The following is a 19,783-nucleotide window of genomic DNA, read 5'->3' as shown; positions in this document are numbered from 1 at the left end:
ATATGGATTTTGACCTATTCCTAATGATTTGTAATTATATTGGGACTATTGCCTTTGCGGCGTCAGGTGCCATTAAAGGATTTGGTAAACGTTTAGATATTTTTGGAATTAGTTTATTGGCAATTGTAACGGCAGTAGGCGGAGGGATTTTAAGAGATTCCATTATCAGTCGTTTTCCCTCCGCTCTCGCAGATCCTGGACCGATTTATGTCTCTATTCTTGTAGCTGTTATTATGTATGCCTTTGTGACTTCAAAACAAGCCAATGCTAGTCAAGAAAAAAAATTCTATAAGTGGCTGAGAGAAGCTTATCTTATCTTTGATTCGATTGGCTTAATCATCTTTTCCTTGATTGGAGCTACCGCCTTAGCTGATAGTAAATTGAACTTGATGTCTGCAGGGATTTTGGCCTGTTTAACAGGTGCTGGCGGAGGTATCATCCGAGATCTCTTGATTAATGAAGTCCCAAGTGTTCTAAAAGAGGACATATATGCCCTTCTATCTTTTGTAATTGGCGTTATTTATTACTGGTTGGCCTTTGTCCTTCACTTTCCAAGAATCACTGCTTTTATCATTCTCTCAATTGTCGGTTTTGTGATTCGACTATGTATTATTAAGTTCAAGCTCTCTTTACCAAATATGGATAAAAAGACTTGGAATTGATTGATGGTAAGAAAGTTCAATCACTCGACTGATAAATATTTTATAAATTACAAGTTTGATCAGGCGTCTAATCTCATATGGATTAGGCGCTATTTTATTTTTTGCAAATACGGGAAATATTTGATGAAATTAATATTTTTTGGTATTATATCTAAAATTTTAAATAAGATAGGAGCTACAATGAGTAATTTAAAGAATTCAGTCGATTTTATTAAAGAAATAGAGAAGTTAAAGTCAGTAACAAGATTTAATAGAACTCTTGATGGAAGATTTGAAAATAGTGCCGAGCATTCTTGGCAAGGTGCTATAGCTGCTATAGTTCTTCAAGATTATTATCCTGAAAAGTTAAAAATGGAAAAAGTTATTTCTATGTTATTGATTCATGATTTAGGTGAGATTTATGCCGGAGATACTTGGGTTTTTGATGATGAAAAAAAGATTCATTCTCATGATAGAGAGTTAGAATCTATAGAAAAAACAATGAGCCTCCTTCCAGAAGATAAATATTTGAATATGAAAAATTTGTGGTTGGAATTTGAAAAAGGACAGAGTGCTGAATCAAGATATGCAAGAGTAATCGATGCATTGGTACCACTGATAAATCACTTAGAAGTGTCAGAATTAAATTATAACCCTGATAATATCAGTGCAGACATGGTATTAGAAAAGAAAAAGTTCATAAAAAGTGAATCAGAAGAATTATGGAAACTGACGGAAGATTTGATTCAGGAAAGTGTGGAAAGGGGGTTATATTTATAATAACAATTGGCCCTACAGATAGATTTATAGAATACAAGGACGTGTCAATTCAGCACGTCTTTTTTTACTTTTTCTATGGTATAATAGAAGATAGATTTACAACTGGAGAATAGAAGGATTTATGATTAAACTAGTCGCAACTGATATGGACGGGACTTTTTTGGATGAAGCTGGCCAATTTGATAGGGAGCGCTTAAAAAAGCTCCTCCATTCTTATAAAGAAAAAGGAATTTACTTTGCTGTAGCTTCTGGTCGTGGTCTTTTGTCGCTTGAAAAGCATTTTGCGGATGTCAAAGATGAGATTATTTTTATCGCCGAAAATGGGAGTCTCGTTCGTTTTCATGGACAAGACCTCTATGAAGCGACCATGCCTAGAGATTTTTACCTATCAACTTTTGAAAAGCTAAAGACTTCACCTTATTTTGATGAAAAGAAGATGCTCATGACTGGTAAGAAAGCTTGTTATGTTTTAGATACTGTAGATGAAACCTATCTCATGTTTAGTCATCATTACAATGAGAATATTCAAAAAGTAGCTAGTCTAGAAGATATCACCGATGAAATTTTCAAATTCACAACCAACTTTACAGAAGAGACAGTAGAAGCTGGCGAAGCTTGGGTCAATGAACATGTTCCTGGTGTTAAGGCAATGACGACAGGGTTTGAATCCATTGATATTGTTCTTGATTATGTGGACAAGGGAGTTGCGATTGTCGAATTGGCTAAGAAGTTAAATCTGGATATGGATCAAGTGATGGCCTTCGGTGACAATCTCAATGACCTTCACATGATGCAGGTTGTAGGGCACCCAGTCGCACCTGAAAATGCTCGCCCAGAGATTTTGGAACTTGCCGAAACAGTTATCGGTCACCATAAAGACCAATCAGTTATCGCTTATATGGAGGGGTTATAATGGCAGATATTAAATTAATTGCTCTAGACTTAGATGGGACCTTGCTGACGACAGACAAGAAATTAACTGATCGTACCAAGGAAACTTTAAAGGCTGCGCGTGAACAAGGGGTCAAGGTAGTCCTAACAACTGGACGTCCCCTAAAGGCTATGGATTTCTTCCTTAAAGAGCTTGGAACAGACGGCCATGATGACGAATATACTATCACATTCAACGGTGGATTGGTTCAGAAAAATACAGGTGAGATTCTTGATAAGACAGTTTTTTCAATTGATGATGTGACCCGTATTTATGAAGAAACTGAAAAATTAGGAATCCCCTTAGATGCAATTTCAGAAGGAACAGTTTACCAGATTCAGTCTGACCAAGAAAGTTTATATGCTCAGTTTAACCCGGCTCTAACTTTTGTTCCAACTGCTTTTGAAGATTTGTCTAGTCAGGTAACATACAATAAATGTGTGACTGCCTTTCCTCAGGAACCTTTGGATGCAGCTATTCAGAAGATTTCACCAGAATTATACGACCAGTATGAGATTTTTAAATCACGTGAGCTCTTGCTAGAATGGTCACCAAAGAATGTTCATAAGGCGACAGGATTATCTAAACTGATTGAACACCTGGGAATTGACCAAAGTCAGGTTATTGCCTGCGGAGATGAGGCTAATGACCTTTCTATGATTGAATGGGCCGGTCTCGGTGTCGCTATGCAAAATGCTGTGCCAGCAGTTAAGGCAGTTGCCAATGTCATTACACCAATGACCAATGACGAAGAAGCAGTCGCCTGGGCAATTGAAAAATATGTACTGAAGGAGAACTAAAGAATGGGATTATTTGACCGTTTATTTGGAAAAATAGAAGAACCTAAAATTGAAGAAGTTGTCAAAGAAGCTCTAGAAAACATTGATTTATCGGATGATAACCAGCAAACTGAGACGCTAGAATCTGAAAATATCGAAGTCAAAGAGCAAGATGGGACTGTCGTAGCCGAAGATAATGATGAAGACTTATTTGAAGCAGAGGTTGACGAAGAAACTATTGTCGAATCAGTTGACGAAGTTGAGGTTTCTCGAGAAGAGTTAAATCAAGTCCAAGAAGCCGATATTCCTCAGGAGGAATTGACTCATGTTGAAGAAGTAACTTCAAATGATAGTGGCGAGGAAGAAATTGTTCAGCCTAAATCAGGCGAAGCAGAAACAGAGTTTTTTGAAGAAGAGGAAGCAAACCAAGCAATCGAAGAAACTCCTCAAGTCCAAGAGACTGAACAAGAAAAATATGACCGTAGTCTTAAGAAAACGCGTACTGGATTCGGTGCCCGTTTGAATGCTTTCTTTGCAAATTTCCGATCTGTCGATGAAGATTTCTTTGAGGAACTAGAAGAGCTACTTATCATGAGTGACGTTGGTGTGCAGGTGGCTTCAAATCTTACAGAAGAATTGCGTTATGAAGCCAAGCTTGAGAATGCTAAGAAACCTGATGCCCTTCGTCGTGTTATCATCGAAAAATTGGTGGAGCTATACGAAAAAGACGGCATATATAATGAAAATATTAACTTCCAAGATGGATTAACGGTTATGCTTTTTGTTGGAGTTAATGGGGTCGGGAAAACAACTTCAATTGGTAAATTAGCTAATCGATACAAACAAGCTGGTAAAAAGGTTATGCTTGTTGCTGCTGATACCTTCCGTGCGGGTGCGGTTGCTCAGTTAGCAGAATGGGGACGTCGTGTGGATGTTCCTGTCGTTACTGGTCCTGAGAAAGCAGATCCAGCTAGCGTTGTCTTTGATGGGATGGAGCGAGCAGTAGCAGAAGGTATTGATATTCTCATGATTGATACAGCTGGCCGTCTGCAAAATAAAGATAATCTTATGGCCGAGTTGGAAAAGATTGGTCGTATCATCAAACGCGTAGTGCCAGAAGCACCTCATGAAACCTTCCTAGCTCTTGATGCGTCAACTGGGCAAAACGCTCTTGTACAAGCTAAAGAATTCTCAAAAATTACTCCTGTTACAGGGATTGTCTTAACCAAGATTGATGGAACTGCTCGAGGTGGGGTTGTTCTTGCTATCCGTGAGGAACTCAATATCCCTGTTAAGCTAATTGGTTTTGGTGAAAAAATCGATGATATCGGTGAGTTTAACTCTGAAAACTTTATGAAGGGCCTTCTAGAAGGTTTGATATAAAAGAAAATCCTGCAAGAATTCTTGCAGGATGTTTTTGATTATTCTAAACGACCATCTTTACGATAGGCGATATCTGGTTGCCATGTCCATTTGGCTCCGTATTTTTCAAGTAAATCAAAGCTGGCTTGTGGTCCCATGCTACCAGCCTTGTAGTCATGAAGTGGAGCACCGTTTTCAGCCCACAACTTTTCGATACGGTCAATCAATTTCCAAGAAGCGCTAACTTCTTCCCAGTGGCTAAAGTTAGTTGAATCGTTATTCAATACATCGTAGATTAGCTTTTCATAAGGATCTGGTGAAGCACCTGTAGCTGTAGCATCAGTTCTGTAGTCAAGCGAATTATGTGCAAGTTTGAACTCTTCTCCAACTTCTTTACCGTTAAGGCTAAGAGAGAATCCTTCCGTCGGTTGGATGTAGATGGTAAGCACATTCGGTGCTAGTGGTTCTCCAAAGATTGAATCCATTTGTTTGAAGACGATGTTTACGTGTGTTCCTTTTTCAGTTAGGCGTTTACCTGTACGGAAGAAGAAAGGTACATCACGGAAGCGATCGGTATCGACAAAGAAGGCACCTGAAGCAAAGGTTTCTGTCATTGATTCTGGGTTGACATTTGGTTCGCTGCGGTAAGAAATGTACTTCATGCCATCAACTTTACCAGAACGGTATTGCCCACGGATGAAGTGCTCTTTAAGTTCCTCATCTGTAGGGTGGTAAAGGTTCTTGAAGACCTTGATTTTCTCTGCGCGAATGTCATCCTTTGTAAAGCTTGCAGGCTTGTCCATAGCAAGGAGTGACAGAAGCTGGAGTGTATGGTTTTGAACCATATCACGAAGGGCGCCAGACTCATCATAGTAGCCACCACGCTCTTCAACACCTAGACGTTCTGCAAAGGTAATTTGCACATTATCGATGTGGTCACGATTCCAAACATTTTCAAAGATCATATTGGCAAAACGAATGGCAAATATGCTTTGAATCATCTCTTTACCAAGATAATGGTCGATACGATAGATTTGCTCCTCGTTAAAAGTAGCTAGAAGCTCTTCGTTTAGTTTGCTTGCAGTTTCATAATCTGTACCAAAAGGTTTCTCAACTATCAAACGTTCAAAGCCCTTACCGTCTACGATTTGCTCTGACTTGAGGTGTTTAGCGATGGTACCAAAGAATTGTGGTGCCATAGAGAGAAAGAAGAGCTTGTTGTGTTCGGTTTGGTATTTTTCGTTTAACTCAGCCTGAAGTTTGCGTAATTCGATATAGTGTTCGGTATCATTGACATCGTGGCTTTGATAGTAGAAGTGACTAGCAAAAGCTTGAGCCTCTTCTGCGCTATCTGCCAAGTCTAAAATAGATTCGACAACAACAGATTCGAAATATTCCTTACTCCAAGGTCTACGAGCAGTTCCAATAACAGCAAAATGATCAGACAAATTACCTGATTTGTAAAGTCTAAAAAGTGAAGGGTAGAGCTTGCGTTTGGCCAAATCTCCACTAGCACCAAAAATTGTAACAATAACTTTAGATGACATCCAGCTACCTAATTTCTATTTACTTTCCTAGATATCCTAGGCATGAGGAATCCCCATTTTCATACCCTTTATTTTATCATAATTTTCTAAAAAATCCAAAATTCCAATACAAGTGAGAAAAAAACTGCAAGGTTTACCTTGCAGTTTTTTAAGCATTGAGAACCTTGTCCAAAAATTCTTTTAGACGAGGGTGTTGTGGGTTGTCAAAGATTTGATCAGGGGTACCATCTTCTAGGAATTCACCGTCTGCTGTAAAGATAACTCGATTGGCAACCTTACGGGCAAATCCCATTTCGTGGGTTACGATGATCATAGTCATGCCTTGTTCAGCCAACTCTTTCATAACGTTCAGAACATCACCAACCATCTCAGGGTCAAGGGCAGAAGTTGGTTCATCAAAGAGCATGATATCAGGGTTCATTGCTAAACCTCGAGCAATAGCCACACGTTGTTTTTGTCCCCCTGATAGACTATCAGGGTTAGCATTTGCCTTGTCAGCAAGTCCAACCTTTTCAAGAAGTTCCATGCCTAATTTTTCGGCTTCAGCCTTAGTCATCAACTTATGTTCTACAGGAGCGAAAGTGATATTTTCCAAGACAGTCATATGTGGAAAGAGATTGAAGTGCTGGAACACCATTCCTACATTTTCACGAACATGGTCTACGTTGGTAGATTTATCCGTCAAATCATAGCCATTAACTGTGATGCTTCCTTTTGTTCCTTCTTCGAGGAGATTTAAGCTACGCAAGAAAGTTGACTTACCTGAACCAGAAGGTCCAATGATACAAACAACATCTCCTTCATAGAATTTCGCTGAAATTCCTTTAAGGACTTTGTTTTTACCATATTGTTTATGTAAGTTATGAACATCAATTTTTAATTTTGCCATTATTGAATCCTCTTTTCTAAGCGTTTCGCTAATCTAGTTAGAAGAGTGATAATCACAAGGTAGAAGACTGCGAGAATTGCATACATTTTGAAACTTTGGTAGTTACGAGCAATGATAATCTTACCAGTTTGGAAGAGTTCTACCAGACCGATTGCAGATACGATCGTTGTATCTTTCAATGCAATAACAAATTGGTTGACAAAGTTTGGAAGCATGAGCTTAGTTGCTTGTGGCAAGACAATCTTACGCATGGTTTTTCCATATGAAATACCTAGGCTTCGACTGGCTTCCATTTGTCCAACAGGCACGGCCTTGATACCACCACGAACAATTTCAGCAATGTAGGCAGCTGAGTTTAGGGAGAGGGCAATTGTACCAGCGACAAAGTCGTTGATTGGACTTTGTTGACCTGTAAGAGATTCGATAAAGTTAGGAATGCCCCAGAAAATGAAGGCTGCAAGAATCATGAGTGGAATACCACGGATAACGTCAACGAAAATCTCTGAAATCAAACGGAGTGATTTATAAGGGCTGACACTAAAAATACCGAAGATAATTCCAATGAAAATCGCAATTACAAATGAAATAAGTGCTAATGAGAGGGTAATTCCAAGTCCGCTGAGAAGTTGTTTGTAGTTGTTTTTCAACAAGCCCCAGATAGTTGTTTCATCAGCGGTTGAACTTGTAGTAGTAGAATCGCTAGCTAGATACTTATCAAGGATTTTTTGGAATTCTCCATTTGCCTTAAGGTTTGCGAGTCCTTTGTTGAATTTCTCTAGCAATTCTGGATTGCTTCCTTTTTTTACTGCAAAAGCAGTTTCACCAATTGGAGTACCTGCGATTGGTGTTTTTAACTTTTGTCCTTGACTGATAGAATATTTAATAACAGGTTCGTCGTCCATAACGGCATCAATTGAACCAGTGTTTAAGCTATCATACATAGATGCAGCATCGGAAAAAGTTTTGATTTTGTAACCGTACTTGCTTTGATTCTCTGTTAAGAAGGTTTGTGAAGCAGTACCATTTTTCACACCTACAGTCTTATCATTCAAATCTTCATAAGAAGAAATGGTACTTGATTCTTTAACACCAAGAATAGTATTTGCTGTATAGTAAGAATCAGAGAAATCAAACGTTTCTTTACGAGCATCAGTCACTGACATACCTGCAATGATACCGTCTGCTTGTCCAGATTGGACTGCGTTAATAGCAGCATCAAAACCTGGATTGGTAATCTCGATTTCAAAACCTTGGTCTTCAGCGATTGCCTTGATTAGATCCATATCGATACCAGTGTATTGATTGCTTGAATCCTGGAAAACAAATGGCGCAAAAGATGAGTCACTGGCGATAACATACTTGGTTTTTTCTGTGTCAGCTTTTACTAGTCCTAATGAAAAAATAGGAAATAAAAGAAGCAAACAAGCTAGAATTTTTTTATTCATGTGATGTCTCCTTTCAAGTTATTTTTAAATTATATCAAAAAAGTTGAAGAACGGCAAATACTTTATATTTTGATGTCAGAAGATATAACATAGAACAAAATGAGGTGGTCTGTTGAGAAACAGAAACTCTTTCCTTTTTATGGTAAAATAGAAGGATAGAAAATGTGTATGAGGCTATTATGATAAATCGAATTACAGACAACAAATTTAAACTTGTATCCAAATACCAACCGTCTGGGGATCAACCGCAGGCCATCGAACAGTTGGTGGATAACATCGAGGGTGGTGAGAAGGCGCAAATCTTGATGGGGGCGACTGGTACGGGGAAGACCTATACCATGAGCCAGGTCATTGCACAAGTTAATAAGCCAACCCTGGTCATCGCCCACAATAAAACTCTTGCAGGGCAACTATATGGGGAGTTCAAAGAATTTTTCCCAGAAAATGCGGTCGAATATTTCGTATCTTACTATGATTATTACCAGCCAGAAGCCTATGTGCCTTCAAGCGATACTTATATAGAAAAAGACAGTTCAGTCAACGATGAGATTGATAAACTTCGTCATTCAGCAACATCAGCACTCTTGGAGCGCAATGACGTCATTGTAGTTGCATCTGTTTCTTGTATCTATGGATTGGGTTCCCCTAAAGAATACGCTGATAGCGTCGTAAGTCTGCGACCAGGCCTTGAGATTTCTCGAGATAAACTGCTCAATGATTTGGTGGATATTCAGTTTGAGCGCAATGACATTGACTTCCAACGTGGAAGATTCCGAGTCCGTGGGGATGTGGTGGAGATTTTCCCAGCCTCTCGTGACGAGCATGCCTTTCGTGTTGAGTTCTTCGGAGATGAAATTGATCGTATTCGTGAAGTCGAAGCTCTAACTGGTCAAGTTCTGGGCGAAGTGGATCATTTGGCGATTTTCCCAGCCACTCACTTTGTGACCAATGACGACCACATGGAAGTAGCTATTGCTAAGATTGAGGCTGAGTTGGAAGAGCAGTTAGCTATCTTTGAGAAGGAAGGTAAGCTCCTCGAAGCGCAACGCTTGAAACAACGAACAGAATACGATATGGAGATGCTTCGTGAGATGGGTTATACAAACGGGGTTGAAAACTACTCACGCCACATGGATGGACGAAGCGAAGGAGAGCCACCGTACACCCTTCTTGATTTCTTCCCTGATGATTTTTTGATTATGATTGATGAGAGCCACATGACCATGGGACAAATCAAGGGAATGTACAATGGTGACCGTTCTCGTAAGGAAATGTTGGTGAATTATGGTTTCCGTTTGCCATCTGCCTTGGATAATCGTCCTCTCCGTCGTGAAGAGTTTGAAAGTCATGTTCACCAGATCGTCTATGTTTCAGCGACACCTGGTGATTATGAACACGAGCAGACTGATACCGTTATTGAGCAAATCATTCGTCCAACTGGTCTTTTGGATCCAGAAGTAGAAGTGCGCCCAACTATGGGACAAATTGATGATCTTTTGGGTGAAATCAATGCCCGTGTTGAAAAGAACGAACGTACCTTTATTACAACCTTGACCAAGAAAATGGCTGAAGACTTGACTGATTACTTCAAAGAAATGGGTATCAAGGTTAAATACATGCACTCGGATATCAAAACCTTGGAGCGAACGGAGATTATCCGTGACCTGCGTTTGGGTGTATTTGATGTCTTGGTCGGAATCAATCTGCTCCGTGAAGGGATTGATGTGCCAGAAGTTAGTCTAGTTGCTATTCTCGATGCCGACAAGGAAGGTTTCCTTCGTAATGAGCGTGGACTTATTCAGACCATCGGTCGTGCAGCTCGTAATAGCGAAGGGCATGTCATCATGTATGCTGATACTATGACTCAGTCTATGCAAAAAGCCATCGATGAAACGGCTCGTCGTCGTAAAATTCAGATGGCCTATAATGAAGAGCATGGCATTGTTCCACAAACCATTAAGAAAGAAATCCGTGACCTAATCTCTGTAACCAAGGCAGTTGCCAAGGAAGAGGATAAGGAAGTCGATATCAATAGCCTTAACAAACAAGAACGTAAAGAATTGGTTAAGAAACTGGAAAAGCAAATGCAAGAAGCCGTCGAAGTGCTTGACTTTGAACTGGCAGCTCAAATCCGTGATATGATGCTGGAAGTCAAGGCGTTGGATTAGGGGAAATGATTTTTATATATGTTTAACTAGGAGAATTTAGTAATGAAAAAAGCATTAGTGTTGAATTTCAGTTTTATCGGGATTATCCTCTCAGTTTGTTTTATAAGTTTTGTAGTGATTGTGGTAGTTAATTTTCATAATACTTTTTCTGGACCTAATCAAAAAGATATTGAGATGGCAGCAAGCAGAACACTGAATTTATATGGCTTTAAAGGTGAAGTGAAGGTGACGAAGTTTTCTAGATATAGATGGCCTTCTGAAGATTATGAAATTGAATACGATTACACTGAAGAAGTTAATGGTAGGAAAATCACTGTAAGTGACAGTTTAATTTATTTTCCTAAATCTCCAGGAAACTCTAAACGGACGAGTGAAGAACTAGCCTACGATGGAACTACTAAAACGATGTTACGAAAATTCTCTGGGATAGCTGATGAATTACTCAATCAACATCCAGACAGTGTTTCCAATAAAGAAAAAGTGGAGAATTTTTTCAAGCAATATGAAAATCCCAATTTGGAATTCGTAAGTAGTTACTGGAGTGTCGATACTGAATCTGACAATATCCAAGACTATTATGCCCTTATCGAAAAGAACCATAAAGAAGGAAAAGCTTTTCAAGGTTTATATGACCTCCCTATTAATGAATTTCTGGAAAAAGGAATTGTTAAAGGAAGTGTTAGATATAAAGACACTGTTTTAGAAGAGGGTGAGAAAGATTATTTCGATAGTGAAGGCGGACTGACAGGATTTATTTCAAATGGGATCGAAAATGCTGAGTTGCCAGATGCCTTTTATGAGGTTTCTTACTACTATGGTGCTAAAGGATATCGTTCAGGAAGCAGTGTCTCTTTAAAAATTCAGAATCATAAACTGATAAGTTACGAAAAAAACTGAACTGGTCGGTTTTAGATGATAAAATTAAACTTATTAGATTATATCTCAAAAATGAAATCATAATGTAAATCTCTTTGAACAGTTATTGAAACGAAAGATTAAGAAACGAATGAAAAAGAAAGTCACGGCACAGAAAAAATCAAAAAAACACTATATGCCAAATCGAAAAATGAGCTGGCTATATAAAGTAAAATTGTGGTTGCTACAGCATTCAAAAATAGCTTTTCTATTAGATAGTAGTATATTTTTTTTATCAGCTTTTGGGGTATTCTATTTGTTGTTTGGAACAACTCTTATTCCAAAACCCTATCAAAACTTCAATTATGTCTTTCCGCTCTTTCTGAATCTTATATTCTTAGCGAACATGCTTTATCACGGTGTTTTTAGAGATACTTTTGATGGAATGCTGACATTACATGATTTTGTAGAACCATTCTTGTACCTAAATGGAGTAGGTCTGTTGTTTCACTTGTTTTTTGGAATATCGAGTCGAAACAGAAAGAGTATTCCTTCCTTGCTAACCTTAGATCATCGCTATATTTGGTTCCCAATTCTTACTTATATAACCTTCTTTCTAGTGGCTGCTTTGATCATTTTAATTTCCAAATATGTTAAAAAGAAAAGGAGTTAATCATGCTAAAACATCTAACTATATTTAGAATTCTTTACCTACTGTTCTTGGTATTTGCCTTAATTCATTTTGTCCTAGGTTTATTTGGTTTAGCTTTTACCCCAGGTTTGTGGAATGTCTGGTTTTTTGGTCTCTGCTTAACCCTATTTATCCATCCATGGACCATCTTTTATAAAACAAGAATCTTTCAATGGTATCATCTAATATTTCAGGCTCTCAGTGGCTTTTTCGCTCTTTTAATCTGGTTGATAATATTCTTTTTCCTATCTTTCATCCCAGACTCATCCATGCCTATCAGTATAGACTATCAAGTCAATAGTAAAGATAAAGAAATTAGAATTATCAGAGGTGACTTGCTCCATGAAATTCATGAATATCATGACTTAGTTAATCCTTTGATTATGAAATCTAAAGTTAAGTATAAGATAGAAAATTAAAGATTAGAAAGTGAATCCTATGTCTCGAGCACAATTAACCATTCTTACCAATATTTGTATGATTGAAGATCTTGAAAAGCAACGCGTGGTCATGCAGTATCGTTCACCCGAAAGCAATCGCTGGTCTGGCTATGCCTTTCCAGGAGGACATGTCGAAGACGGAGAGGCTTTTGCAGAGTCAGTTATTCGCGAAATATACGAGGAAACAGGTCTGACGATTCAAAACCCTCAACTTGTCGGCATTAAAAATTGGCCCTTAGATACAGGTGAGCGTTATATTGTCTTTTGTTACAAGGCGACTGAGTTTACTGGTACTCTACAATCATCTGAAGAAGGAGAAGTGTCCTGGGTACAAAAAGACCAGATTCCAAATTTGGATCTGGCTTATGATATGTTACCTTTGATGGAAATGATGGAAGCTCCAGACAAGTCTGAATTTTTCTACCGTCACCGTACAGAAGACGGATGGGAAAAAAGAACTTTTTAATCCTTTACCAAATACCCTAACTTGTCCAAGGCCTTCTCAATATAGAGGAGGTCTTGTTCGTTTTCAGCTTCGACTAGGTGATAATGGACGCCATCTGTTAATTCAGATAGGGGGCGAAAATCAGACGTCTTAACTTGGTTTAAAAAGTGCTCCACATCGCGTCTACAACTTAGTTTGAGGAGGGTTTCGATTTCCCCGTAGACAGGATGGTCAATAAGGATATTTTGAACCCGTCCTCCGTTATCAACGATAGCAAGTAATTCTTGCTCCATATCTTCCTCTTTATGTTTGACCTTAAAGAGTTTATGAACAAAAGAATTGGCTTTGTTTTCTTTATAGATATACCCACGATTGGTTGATAGGATAGGAGCACCATCTGCACGAAGCACAGCTATATCCTGAACAATAATCTGGCGAGTGACATGAAAATGTTCTGCTAAGCTTTGTCCGTTTAGAGGTTTTTGAGCTTCTTTTAAGAGTTGTAAAAGGGTTTCTTTTCTATTTTTTGTCATAGTCTCTTTCTTAATGGCGTTTTTTTAGTGCTTTATAAACAGCTAATGCTAAGTAATAGTCTATCATACTATGAACAATAGTTCCAAAACCAACCAATACAAAGAGAACGTAGAACATATTTTTTAGGTCTGTTCCTGTACTAGCATAGAAGATAATACAAGCAAAGACTTCGGCGATAGCGTGTACTAAACCAAGTACAAAGTTAAAAATCAATGAAGATTTTGGATTATCTAAGGTTTGAGGATGTTTTTGTAGATAGAAGGCGCCCAAAGTACCGAAAAAGATATGGGAGAAAGCTCGAAGTACAATAACGATCGGATAACCAGCCATGAGAAATCCTAGGCTAGAAGCTATAATGACAAAGATTGCCATCCAAGGAGAAAGGAACATAGCAATAAAGATTGCAACGTGACTTCCTAGAGTGTAAGAAGCGGGTGGAATAACAACCTTGAAGGGCATCACTAAGGGAATCAAAATAGCGATAGCGGTTAGCAATGCGGTTAAAGTCATGAATTGGGTTTTCTTTTGTATATTCATAATAACTCCTTTTTTGTGTATATACAGTTGTATAGTACACTAAATAATGTTTCTCGTCAAGAGAGAAATTGATTTTTGAGGAAAAAATAGTTAAACTATAGTATAGTTTCTTAGAAATTGGGGGATTGAGATGATAGATATTCTTTATCCGATTTTTATCATTCATTATTTATCCAAGCAGAAAAAAACAGGATTCCAAGTATCAAAATTTACTACATTTACAGCCTATAGTTTCTTAATGATTTCGATAATAAGTATCGCATTTGGTTCCTTAGCTCTGATTGTTTTCTCGATTCCCATTTTCGTTTTCCTCTATTTCAGTATCATAGGGCTCATTCTTTATCACATTAGTATTATTTATGGCATAATCCTACTTTTCTTGTCATTAACTTTTTTCTTAGACAGTCAAAAATCTAATCAGGACATTCAAACCACGGAAAATACTCCATTCATATTTCATGTATTAATGTTGATCTTTCATGCGCTCTTAATCTATAATACCTTGGTACCAATCTTTTCCATTTACTGAGAAAATATTTAAATATTCTTCTCTAAGTGGCAGTAGAATTGAGGAAAAACTCAAATTTTTTTAAAAAAATACTTGCTTTGATAGAATTCTTGTGATATACTTATAAACGGTTTGAAAAAACTGCCTAAGACAGTAGGGGAGCAAGACTCATAAATATCCTACCGAGGACAAAACGTATCATGTAAAAAGAAGCGTATTGTACTTTCGTGTCTAGGTTTGGGCGCGTTTTTCTTTTGGAAAAATTCCCAAGCAAAATAATTACGGAGGTGAACACACTAATGAGTGAAGCAATTATTGCTAAGAAAGCGGAACTAGTTGACGTAGTAGCTGAGAAAATGAAAGCTGCTGCATCAATCGTCGTTGTAGACGCTCGTGGTTTGACAGTTGAACAAGATACAGTTCTTCGTCGTGAGCTTCGTGGAAGCGAAGTTGAGTATAAAGTTATTAAAAACTCAATCTTACGTCGTGCAGCTGAAAAAGCTGGTCTTGAAGATCTTGCATCTGTTTTTGTTGGACCATCTGCAGTAGCATTTTCTAACGAAGATGTTATCGCACCAGCGAAAATCTTGAACGACTTTTCTAAAAACGCTGAAGCACTTGAAATCAAAGGTGGTGCAATCGAAGGCGCTGTCGCATCAAAAGAAGAAATCGTTGCTCTTGCAACTCTTCCAAGTCGCGAAGGACTTCTTTCTATGCTCCTTTCTGTACTTCAAGCGCCAGTGCGCAACGTTGCTCTTGCAGTCAAAGCGGTTGCAGACAACAAAGAAGACGCAGCTTAATCATAAGCTACGCAGCGTAGCCTAGCTACAAAAAAATAACAAAATTAAATTTTAAACTTATTTGGAGGAAATAACAATGGCATTGAACATTGAAAACATTATTGCTGAAATTAAAGAAGCTTCAATCCTTGAATTGAACGACCTTGTAAAAGCTATCGAAGAAGAATTTGGTGTAACTGCAGCTGCTCCTGTAGCTGTTGCTGCAGCTGGTGTTGCTGACGCTGGTGCTGCTAAAGATTCATTTGACGTTGAATTGACAGCTGCTGGTGACAAAAAAGTTGGCGTTATCAAAGTTGTACGTGAAATCACTGGTCTTGGACTTAAAGAAGCTAAAGAACTTGTTGATGGTGCACCAGGTGTCATCAAAGAAGGCGTTCCAACTGCAGAAGCTGAAGAAATCAAAGCTAAATTGGAAGAAGCTGGAGCTTCAGTTACTCTTAAATAATAGAGCGACTACATTTGTAGCTTAAAAACATGATTAAACCGCTATTCTTAGGAGTAGCGGTTTTTCTTTTTGTTCAAAAAAGGCAAGAAAGGGAATGACGTTAGATTAGTATTTCTATTTTAGGTGAATTATTGGAGATTCCTTATGAAAATAATTTTACTTTTTAATTGCATTTTGTTATAATAGACGCAAGAAAGAATATCTTATCGGTAGATCCTAAGCGAGCCTGTGGCAGTGGGAGTCAGGTGGTTAAGAGATAAGTGTGGCGCTTTTGGTATTTTAATAAAAAATAATGAAGTAATAAATTAGGGTGGAACCGCGTTTCTGACGCCCCTAGTCGCAAGGCTTGGGTGTTGAAATTCGGTTCTTTTTGAATTCGTCTAATGCCTAAGTAGAAAGGAGTACAATGCTTAAAGGATCTTGTTTATGTAAAGCAGTGACTTACACTCTGGATGAGGAATTATCTGAATTAGTTTTTTGCCACTGTTCATTCTGTCGGAAAGCAACTGCGTCTGCCTATACAGTTAATGCCAAAGTTAGTAGTAAAAATCTAGTATTGCATGGAAAAGAAAAGCTTGTTACGTATAGTTCTTCTCCAGGAAAACAGCGTTATTACTGCCAGAACTGTCATAGTCAAATTTTCACTGTTCAAGAAAATATACCAGAAGTCTGTGCTTTGAAATTAGGTACAATAGATGAATGCAATCAGAATTTACAAACTGTTCCTAAACGTCATATTTTTCAGGACCCAGCCTTTTCTTGGTTGCTTGATAAATAAATATAAGAAGATAATATAAATTAAAGGAGAAAACAATGTCTAAAAAATTGACTTTCCAGGAAATCATCCTAACTTTGCAACAATACTGGAATGATCAGGGTTGTATGCTTATGCAGGCTTATGATAACGAAAAAGGTGCGGGAACCATGAGTCCTTATACTTTCCTTCGTGCCATTGGTCCTGAGCCATGGAATGCGGCTTATGTAGAGCCATCACGTCGTCCTGCTGACGGTCGTTACGGAGAAAACCCAAATCGTCTCTACCAACACCACCAATTCCAAGTGGTTATGAAGCCATCTCCATCAAATATCCAAGAGCTCTACCTTGAGTCTTTGGAAAAATTGGGCATCAACCCATTGGAACACGATATTCGTTTCGTTGAAGACAACTGGGAAAACCCATCAACTGGTTCAGCTGGTCTTGGATGGGAAGTGTGGCTTGATGGTATGGAAATCACTCAGTTTACATACTTCCAACAAGTCGGTGGTTTAGCAACAGGACCTGTTACTGCTGAGGTTACCTACGGATTGGAACGCTTAGCTTCTTATATCCAAGAAGTAGACTCAGTTTACGATATTGAGTGGGCTCCAGGTGTTAAATACGGAGAAATCTTCCTTCAACCAGAATATGAGCATTCAAAATACAGCTTTGAAGTTTCTGACCAAGACATGCTTCTTGAAAACTTTGAAAAATTTGAAAAAGAAGCTGGACGTGCTTTGGAATTAGGCCTTGTGCACCCAGCCTATGACTACGTTTTGAAATGTTCACATACCTTCAACTTGCTTGATGCTCGTGGAGCGGTATCCGTTACAGAACGTGCCGGTTACATTGCCCGCATCCGTAACTTGGCCCGTGTCGTAGCTAAAACCTTCGTCGCAGAACGTAAGAAACTTGGCTACCCACTTCTTGACGAAGCCACACGCGCGAAACTCCTAGCAGAAGAGGAAGAATAGACAGAATTACAGGAATAAATGACTGAAAGTCGACCGTAGGTCGCTAAATAAAACAAGACCGCTGTAGTGAAAGTCGGATAAGAAGTTTCTTATCCGACTGGGGAACTGACGAGACTTAAGGCTTGACAGTTAGCAATGAAACCGAAGGTTTGCTTGCGTCCCCCACTACTAAAGGTCTTGTTGAAGAACATTAATTGTGTAAAGGAAAAAACATGACAAAAAACTTATTAGTAGAACTAGGACTCGAAGAGTTACCAGCCTACGTTGTCACACCAAGTGAAAAACAACTCGGTGAAAAAATGGCAGCCTTCTTGGATGACAACCGCCTTTCATATGAAGGGATTCAAACCTTCTCAACTCCACGTCGTTTAGCTGTTCGTGTACTTGGTTTAGCAGACCAACAAACAGATTTGACTGAAGATTTTAAAGGACCTTCTAAGAAAATTGCTTTGGATGCAGAGGGAAACTTCTCTAAAGCTGCCCAAGGATTTGTCCGTGGAAAAGGCTTGACTGTTGATGATATTGAATTCCGTGAAATTAAAGGTGAAGAATATGTCTATGTAACTAAGCATGAAGCTGGAAAACCAGCGGAAGAAGTTCTGAATGGAATTCCAGAAGTCTTGGCTAGCTTAAGTTTCCCTGTTAGCATGCGTTGGGCAAACAATACTTTTGAATATATCCGTCCAGTCCACACTTTGACAGTGCTTTTGGATGATGAAGCTCTTGAACTAGATTTCTTAGATATTCATTCAGGCAGAGTGAGTCGAGGACATCGCTTCCTTGGACATGAAGTTGAAATCCGTCATGCTGATAGTTATGAAGAGGACTTACGAAAAGTCTATGTCATTGCTGATAGTATTGAACGTGAAAATATGATTCGTGAACAAATTAAGGAAATTGAAGCAGAACAAGGCGTTCAAGTACAGATTGACGAAGGACTTTTAAACGAAGTCTTAAACTTGGTCGAATATCCAACCGCTTTTATGGGGAATTTTGATCCTAAATACCTAGAAGTTCCAGAAGAAGTTTTGGTTACTTCAATGGAAACTCATCAACGTTATTTTGTTGTCCGTGATCTTGAAGGAAATCTAAAACCAAACTTCATTTCAGTTCGTAACGGAAATGCTGAACACTTGGAAAATGTCATTCGAGGAAATGAGAAAGTTTTGGTTGCCCGCTTGGAAGATGGAGAATTCTTCTGGCGTGAAGACCAAAAACTCAAGATTGAAGATTTAGTTGCTAAACTTTCACACGTAACCTTCCATGAAAAGATTGGTTCACTTCGTGAACACATGATTCGTACAGGGCAAATTGCTATCCTGCTAGCAGAAAAAGCTGGTCTATCAGTTGATGAATCTATTGATCTTGCTCGTGCTGCAGCCATTTATAAATTTGACCTTTTAACCGGTATGGTTGGTGAATTTGATGAGCTTCAAGGGATCATGGGTGAAAAGTATGCGCTTCTTGCAGGTGAAAATGCTGCAGTGGCGCAAGCTATTCGAGAACACTACCTTCCAGACTCAGCAGACGGAGCTCTTCCTGAATCTAAAGTTGGAGCAATACTTGCACTAGCTGATAAATTAGATACTCTCTTATCTTTCTTCTCTGTTGGCTTGATTCCATCTGGTTCAAACGACCCTTATGCCCTTCGTCGTGCAACACAAGGGATTGTCCGTATCTTGGAAGACTTTGGATGGAATATTCCAATGGACGAATTGATTTCTAGCCTTTATGCTTTATCATTTGATAGCCTAACTTACGATAATCAAGAAGAAGTGCTTAACTTCATCAAAGCTCGTGTTGATAAGATGATGGGTTCTACTGCAAAAGATATTAAGGAAGCTGTTCTTGCAAGTTCAAACTTTGTTGTTGCAGATATGATTGAAGCAGCAGAAGCCTTAACTGAAGCAGCAAAAACTGAAAACTACAAATCATCAGTTGAATCATTATCTCGTGCCTTTAACCTAGCAGAAAAGGCAGAAGGTTCAGTTAAAGTTGATGCAAGTCTCTTTGAAAATGAACAAGAAAAAGAACTAGCTCAAGCGGTAGAAAACCTAGAATTGAAAGGTTCAGCAAGCGATAAATTAACACAACTATTTGCTCTTAGTCCAGTTATTGATGCATTCTTTGACAATACTATGGTTATGGCAGAGGATATTGATGTTAAGAATAATCGTTTGGCTATTCTAGCTGAACTTGTCAATAAAGCAAAAACAGTGGCTGCTTTTAACCTTCTTAATACAAAATAGTAATTG

The 19,783-nt window shown here is 38.5% G+C and carries 20 protein-coding genes and 1 other annotated feature; of the genes, 15 read left to right on the top strand and 5 right to left on the bottom strand.

Annotation, left to right across the window (positions count from 1 at the left end; all coding sequences use genetic code 11):
* Positions 1 to 2: 2 nt before the first annotated feature.
* From ACLNCS_RS00680 to ftsY, 5 genes are all read left to right on the top strand, one after another.
* Positions 3 to 662 (top strand): trimeric intracellular cation channel family protein, encoded by a 660-nt coding sequence (locus ACLNCS_RS00680; protein ID WP_006148259.1) that lies wholly within the window; start codon positions 3 to 5, stop codon positions 660 to 662.
* A gap of 180 nt (positions 663 to 842) precedes the next feature.
* Positions 843 to 1,421: an HD domain-containing protein gene (locus ACLNCS_RS00675; RefSeq protein ID WP_424847159.1), complete on the top strand. Its 579-nt coding sequence runs from the start codon at positions 843 to 845 to the stop codon at positions 1,419 to 1,421.
* Between the two features lie 121 nt (positions 1,422 to 1,542).
* Positions 1,543 to 2,334, top strand: a complete 792-nt coding sequence (locus ACLNCS_RS00670; protein ID WP_424846709.1) for a Cof-type HAD-IIB family hydrolase — start codon at positions 1,543 to 1,545, stop codon at positions 2,332 to 2,334.
* The gene (locus tag ACLNCS_RS00665; protein WP_424846707.1) at positions 2,334 to 3,152 is read left to right on the top strand and encodes a Cof-type HAD-IIB family hydrolase; all 819 of its coding nucleotides are present in this window, start codon (positions 2,334 to 2,336) and stop codon (positions 3,150 to 3,152) included. Before ACLNCS_RS00670 ends, ACLNCS_RS00665 begins: the two co-directional genes overlap by 1 nt.
* 3 nt (positions 3,153 to 3,155) lie before the next feature.
* A complete protein-coding gene (gene ftsY / locus ACLNCS_RS00660; RefSeq protein ID WP_424846705.1) occupies positions 3,156 to 4,514 on the top strand; it encodes a signal recognition particle-docking protein FtsY in 1,359 nt (452 codons plus the stop codon).
* A 38-nt stretch (positions 4,515 to 4,552) separates the two neighbouring features.
* Here ftsY and zwf read toward each other — a convergent pair whose 3' ends face one another.
* The 3 genes from zwf to ACLNCS_RS00645 all read right to left on the bottom strand — a co-directional run bounded on the left by zwf (position 4,553) and on the right by ACLNCS_RS00645 (position 8,374).
* Positions 4,553 to 6,040 (bottom strand): glucose-6-phosphate dehydrogenase, encoded by a 1,488-nt coding sequence (gene zwf / locus ACLNCS_RS00655; protein WP_424846703.1) that lies wholly within the window; start codon positions 6,038 to 6,040, stop codon positions 4,553 to 4,555.
* Positions 6,041 to 6,188: 148 nt separating this feature from the next.
* Positions 6,189 to 6,929, bottom strand: coding sequence for an amino acid ABC transporter ATP-binding protein (locus ACLNCS_RS00650; protein ID WP_424846701.1), 741 nt, complete (start codon positions 6,927 to 6,929; stop codon positions 6,189 to 6,191).
* Positions 6,929 to 8,374 (bottom strand): amino acid ABC transporter substrate-binding protein/permease, encoded by a 1,446-nt coding sequence (locus ACLNCS_RS00645; protein WP_424846699.1) that lies wholly within the window; start codon positions 8,372 to 8,374, stop codon positions 6,929 to 6,931. The genes ACLNCS_RS00650 and ACLNCS_RS00645 overlap by 1 nt, the downstream gene beginning before the upstream one ends.
* Positions 8,375 to 8,553: 179 nt before the next feature.
* Between ACLNCS_RS00645 and uvrB the strand changes: the two genes are divergently transcribed.
* From uvrB to ACLNCS_RS00620, 5 genes are all read left to right on the top strand, one after another.
* On the top strand, positions 8,554 to 10,542 hold the full coding sequence (gene uvrB, locus ACLNCS_RS00640; RefSeq protein ID WP_424846697.1) for an excinuclease ABC subunit UvrB: 1,989 nt from the start codon (positions 8,554 to 8,556) through the stop codon (positions 10,540 to 10,542).
* A gap of 42 nt (positions 10,543 to 10,584) precedes the next feature.
* Complete coding sequence (locus ACLNCS_RS00635) at positions 10,585 to 11,439, top strand: hypothetical protein (protein ID WP_424846695.1); 855 nt, start codon at positions 10,585 to 10,587, stop codon at positions 11,437 to 11,439.
* Positions 11,440 to 11,548: 109 nt separating this feature from the next.
* Positions 11,549 to 12,070 carry a hypothetical protein gene (locus ACLNCS_RS00630; RefSeq protein WP_424846693.1) on the top strand — a complete coding sequence of 174 codons (522 nt, stop codon included), beginning with the start codon at positions 11,549 to 11,551 and terminating at the stop codon, positions 12,068 to 12,070.
* Between the two features lie 2 nt (positions 12,071 to 12,072).
* On the top strand, positions 12,073 to 12,507 hold the full coding sequence (locus ACLNCS_RS00625) for a hypothetical protein (RefSeq protein WP_424846691.1): 435 nt from the start codon (positions 12,073 to 12,075) through the stop codon (positions 12,505 to 12,507).
* Between the two features lie 19 nt (positions 12,508 to 12,526).
* Complete coding sequence (locus ACLNCS_RS00620) at positions 12,527 to 12,994, top strand: 8-oxo-dGTP diphosphatase (protein WP_424846689.1); 468 nt, start codon at positions 12,527 to 12,529, stop codon at positions 12,992 to 12,994.
* On the opposite strand, the gene ACLNCS_RS00615 is transcribed toward ACLNCS_RS00620, so the two are convergent.
* Positions 12,991 to 13,506, bottom strand: coding sequence for a transcription repressor NadR (locus tag ACLNCS_RS00615; RefSeq protein ID WP_414261687.1), 516 nt, complete (start codon positions 13,504 to 13,506; stop codon positions 12,991 to 12,993). The two genes, ACLNCS_RS00620 and ACLNCS_RS00615, sit on opposite strands and share 4 nt — an antisense overlap.
* Positions 13,507 to 13,516: 10 nt before the next feature.
* Positions 13,517 to 14,044, bottom strand: a complete 528-nt coding sequence (locus tag ACLNCS_RS00610; protein ID WP_414312465.1) for an ECF transporter S component — start codon at positions 14,042 to 14,044, stop codon at positions 13,517 to 13,519.
* A 634-nt stretch (positions 14,045 to 14,678) separates the two neighbouring features.
* Positions 14,679 to 14,814, top strand: a sequence feature (ribosomal protein L10 leader region).
* A gap of 37 nt (positions 14,815 to 14,851) precedes the next feature.
* On the opposite strand from ACLNCS_RS00610, the gene rplJ reads away from it, so the two are divergent.
* The 5 genes from rplJ to glyS all read left to right on the top strand — a co-directional run bounded on the left by rplJ (position 14,852) and on the right by glyS (position 19,777).
* Complete coding sequence (rplJ, locus tag ACLNCS_RS00605; protein ID WP_006152070.1) at positions 14,852 to 15,352, top strand: 50S ribosomal protein L10; 501 nt, start codon at positions 14,852 to 14,854, stop codon at positions 15,350 to 15,352.
* 76 nt (positions 15,353 to 15,428) lie between these two features.
* The gene (gene rplL, locus ACLNCS_RS00600; protein WP_424846686.1) at positions 15,429 to 15,797 is read left to right on the top strand and encodes a 50S ribosomal protein L7/L12; all 369 of its coding nucleotides are present in this window, start codon (positions 15,429 to 15,431) and stop codon (positions 15,795 to 15,797) included.
* Between the two features lie 406 nt (positions 15,798 to 16,203).
* Complete coding sequence (locus ACLNCS_RS00595; protein ID WP_000912014.1) at positions 16,204 to 16,575, top strand: GFA family protein; 372 nt, start codon at positions 16,204 to 16,206, stop codon at positions 16,573 to 16,575.
* A gap of 35 nt (positions 16,576 to 16,610) precedes the next feature.
* Positions 16,611 to 17,528 carry a glycine--tRNA ligase subunit alpha gene (glyQ, locus tag ACLNCS_RS00590; RefSeq protein ID WP_000038760.1) on the top strand — a complete coding sequence of 306 codons (918 nt, stop codon included), beginning with the start codon at positions 16,611 to 16,613 and terminating at the stop codon, positions 17,526 to 17,528.
* 212 nt (positions 17,529 to 17,740) lie between these two features.
* Complete coding sequence (glyS, locus tag ACLNCS_RS00585) at positions 17,741 to 19,777, top strand: glycine--tRNA ligase subunit beta (protein WP_424846683.1); 2,037 nt, start codon at positions 17,741 to 17,743, stop codon at positions 19,775 to 19,777.
* Positions 19,778 to 19,783: the final 6 nt, after the last annotated feature.

Origin of the sequence: Streptococcus sp. CL9.43, assembly GCF_049737935.1 — a bacterium.
GTDB lineage: Bacteria > Bacillota > Bacilli > Lactobacillales > Streptococcaceae > Streptococcus > Streptococcus infantis_I.
The sequence above is the reverse complement of the archived record's forward strand: the minus strand, read 5'-3'. Positions and strand labels throughout refer to the sequence as shown.

Bases quoted from the DNA above. Each gene is read 5' to 3' on its own strand.
- ACLNCS_RS00670 (WP_424846709.1), top strand. From the start codon at position 1,543: ATGATTAAACTAGTCGCAACTGATATGGACGGGACTTTTTTGGATGAA.
- ACLNCS_RS00645 (WP_424846699.1), bottom strand. From the start codon at position 8,374: ATGAATAAAAAAATTCTAGCTTGTTTGCTTCTTTTATTTCCTATTTTT.
- ACLNCS_RS00680 (WP_006148259.1), top strand. From the start codon at position 3: ATGGATTTTGACCTATTCCTAATGATTTGTAATTATATTGGGACTATT.
- ACLNCS_RS00665 (WP_424846707.1), top strand. From the start codon at position 2,334: ATGGCAGATATTAAATTAATTGCTCTAGACTTAGATGGGACCTTGCTG.
- uvrB (WP_424846697.1), top strand. From the start codon at position 8,554: ATGATAAATCGAATTACAGACAACAAATTTAAACTTGTATCCAAATAC.
- ACLNCS_RS00630 (WP_424846693.1), top strand. From the start codon at position 11,549: ATGAAAAAGAAAGTCACGGCACAGAAAAAATCAAAAAAACACTATATG.
- ACLNCS_RS00615 (WP_414261687.1), bottom strand. From the start codon at position 13,506: ATGACAAAAAATAGAAAAGAAACCCTTTTACAACTCTTAAAAGAAGCT.
- ACLNCS_RS00675 (WP_424847159.1), top strand. From the start codon at position 843: ATGAGTAATTTAAAGAATTCAGTCGATTTTATTAAAGAAATAGAGAAG.
- ACLNCS_RS00625 (WP_424846691.1), top strand. From the start codon at position 12,073: ATGCTAAAACATCTAACTATATTTAGAATTCTTTACCTACTGTTCTTG.
- zwf (WP_424846703.1), bottom strand. From the start codon at position 6,040: ATGTCATCTAAAGTTATTGTTACAATTTTTGGTGCTAGTGGAGATTTG.
- ACLNCS_RS00620 (WP_424846689.1), top strand. From the start codon at position 12,527: ATGTCTCGAGCACAATTAACCATTCTTACCAATATTTGTATGATTGAA.
- ACLNCS_RS00610 (WP_414312465.1), bottom strand. From the start codon at position 14,044: ATGAATATACAAAAGAAAACCCAATTCATGACTTTAACCGCATTGCTA.
- ftsY (WP_424846705.1), top strand. From the start codon at position 3,156: ATGGGATTATTTGACCGTTTATTTGGAAAAATAGAAGAACCTAAAATT.
- glyS (WP_424846683.1), top strand. From the start codon at position 17,741: ATGACAAAAAACTTATTAGTAGAACTAGGACTCGAAGAGTTACCAGCC.
- rplL (WP_424846686.1), top strand. From the start codon at position 15,429: ATGGCATTGAACATTGAAAACATTATTGCTGAAATTAAAGAAGCTTCA.
- ACLNCS_RS00650 (WP_424846701.1), bottom strand. From the start codon at position 6,929: ATGGCAAAATTAAAAATTGATGTTCATAACTTACATAAACAATATGGT.
- glyQ (WP_000038760.1), top strand. From the start codon at position 16,611: ATGTCTAAAAAATTGACTTTCCAGGAAATCATCCTAACTTTGCAACAA.
- ACLNCS_RS00595 (WP_000912014.1), top strand. From the start codon at position 16,204: ATGCTTAAAGGATCTTGTTTATGTAAAGCAGTGACTTACACTCTGGAT.
- ACLNCS_RS00635 (WP_424846695.1), top strand. From the start codon at position 10,585: ATGAAAAAAGCATTAGTGTTGAATTTCAGTTTTATCGGGATTATCCTC.
- rplJ (WP_006152070.1), top strand. From the start codon at position 14,852: ATGAGTGAAGCAATTATTGCTAAGAAAGCGGAACTAGTTGACGTAGTA.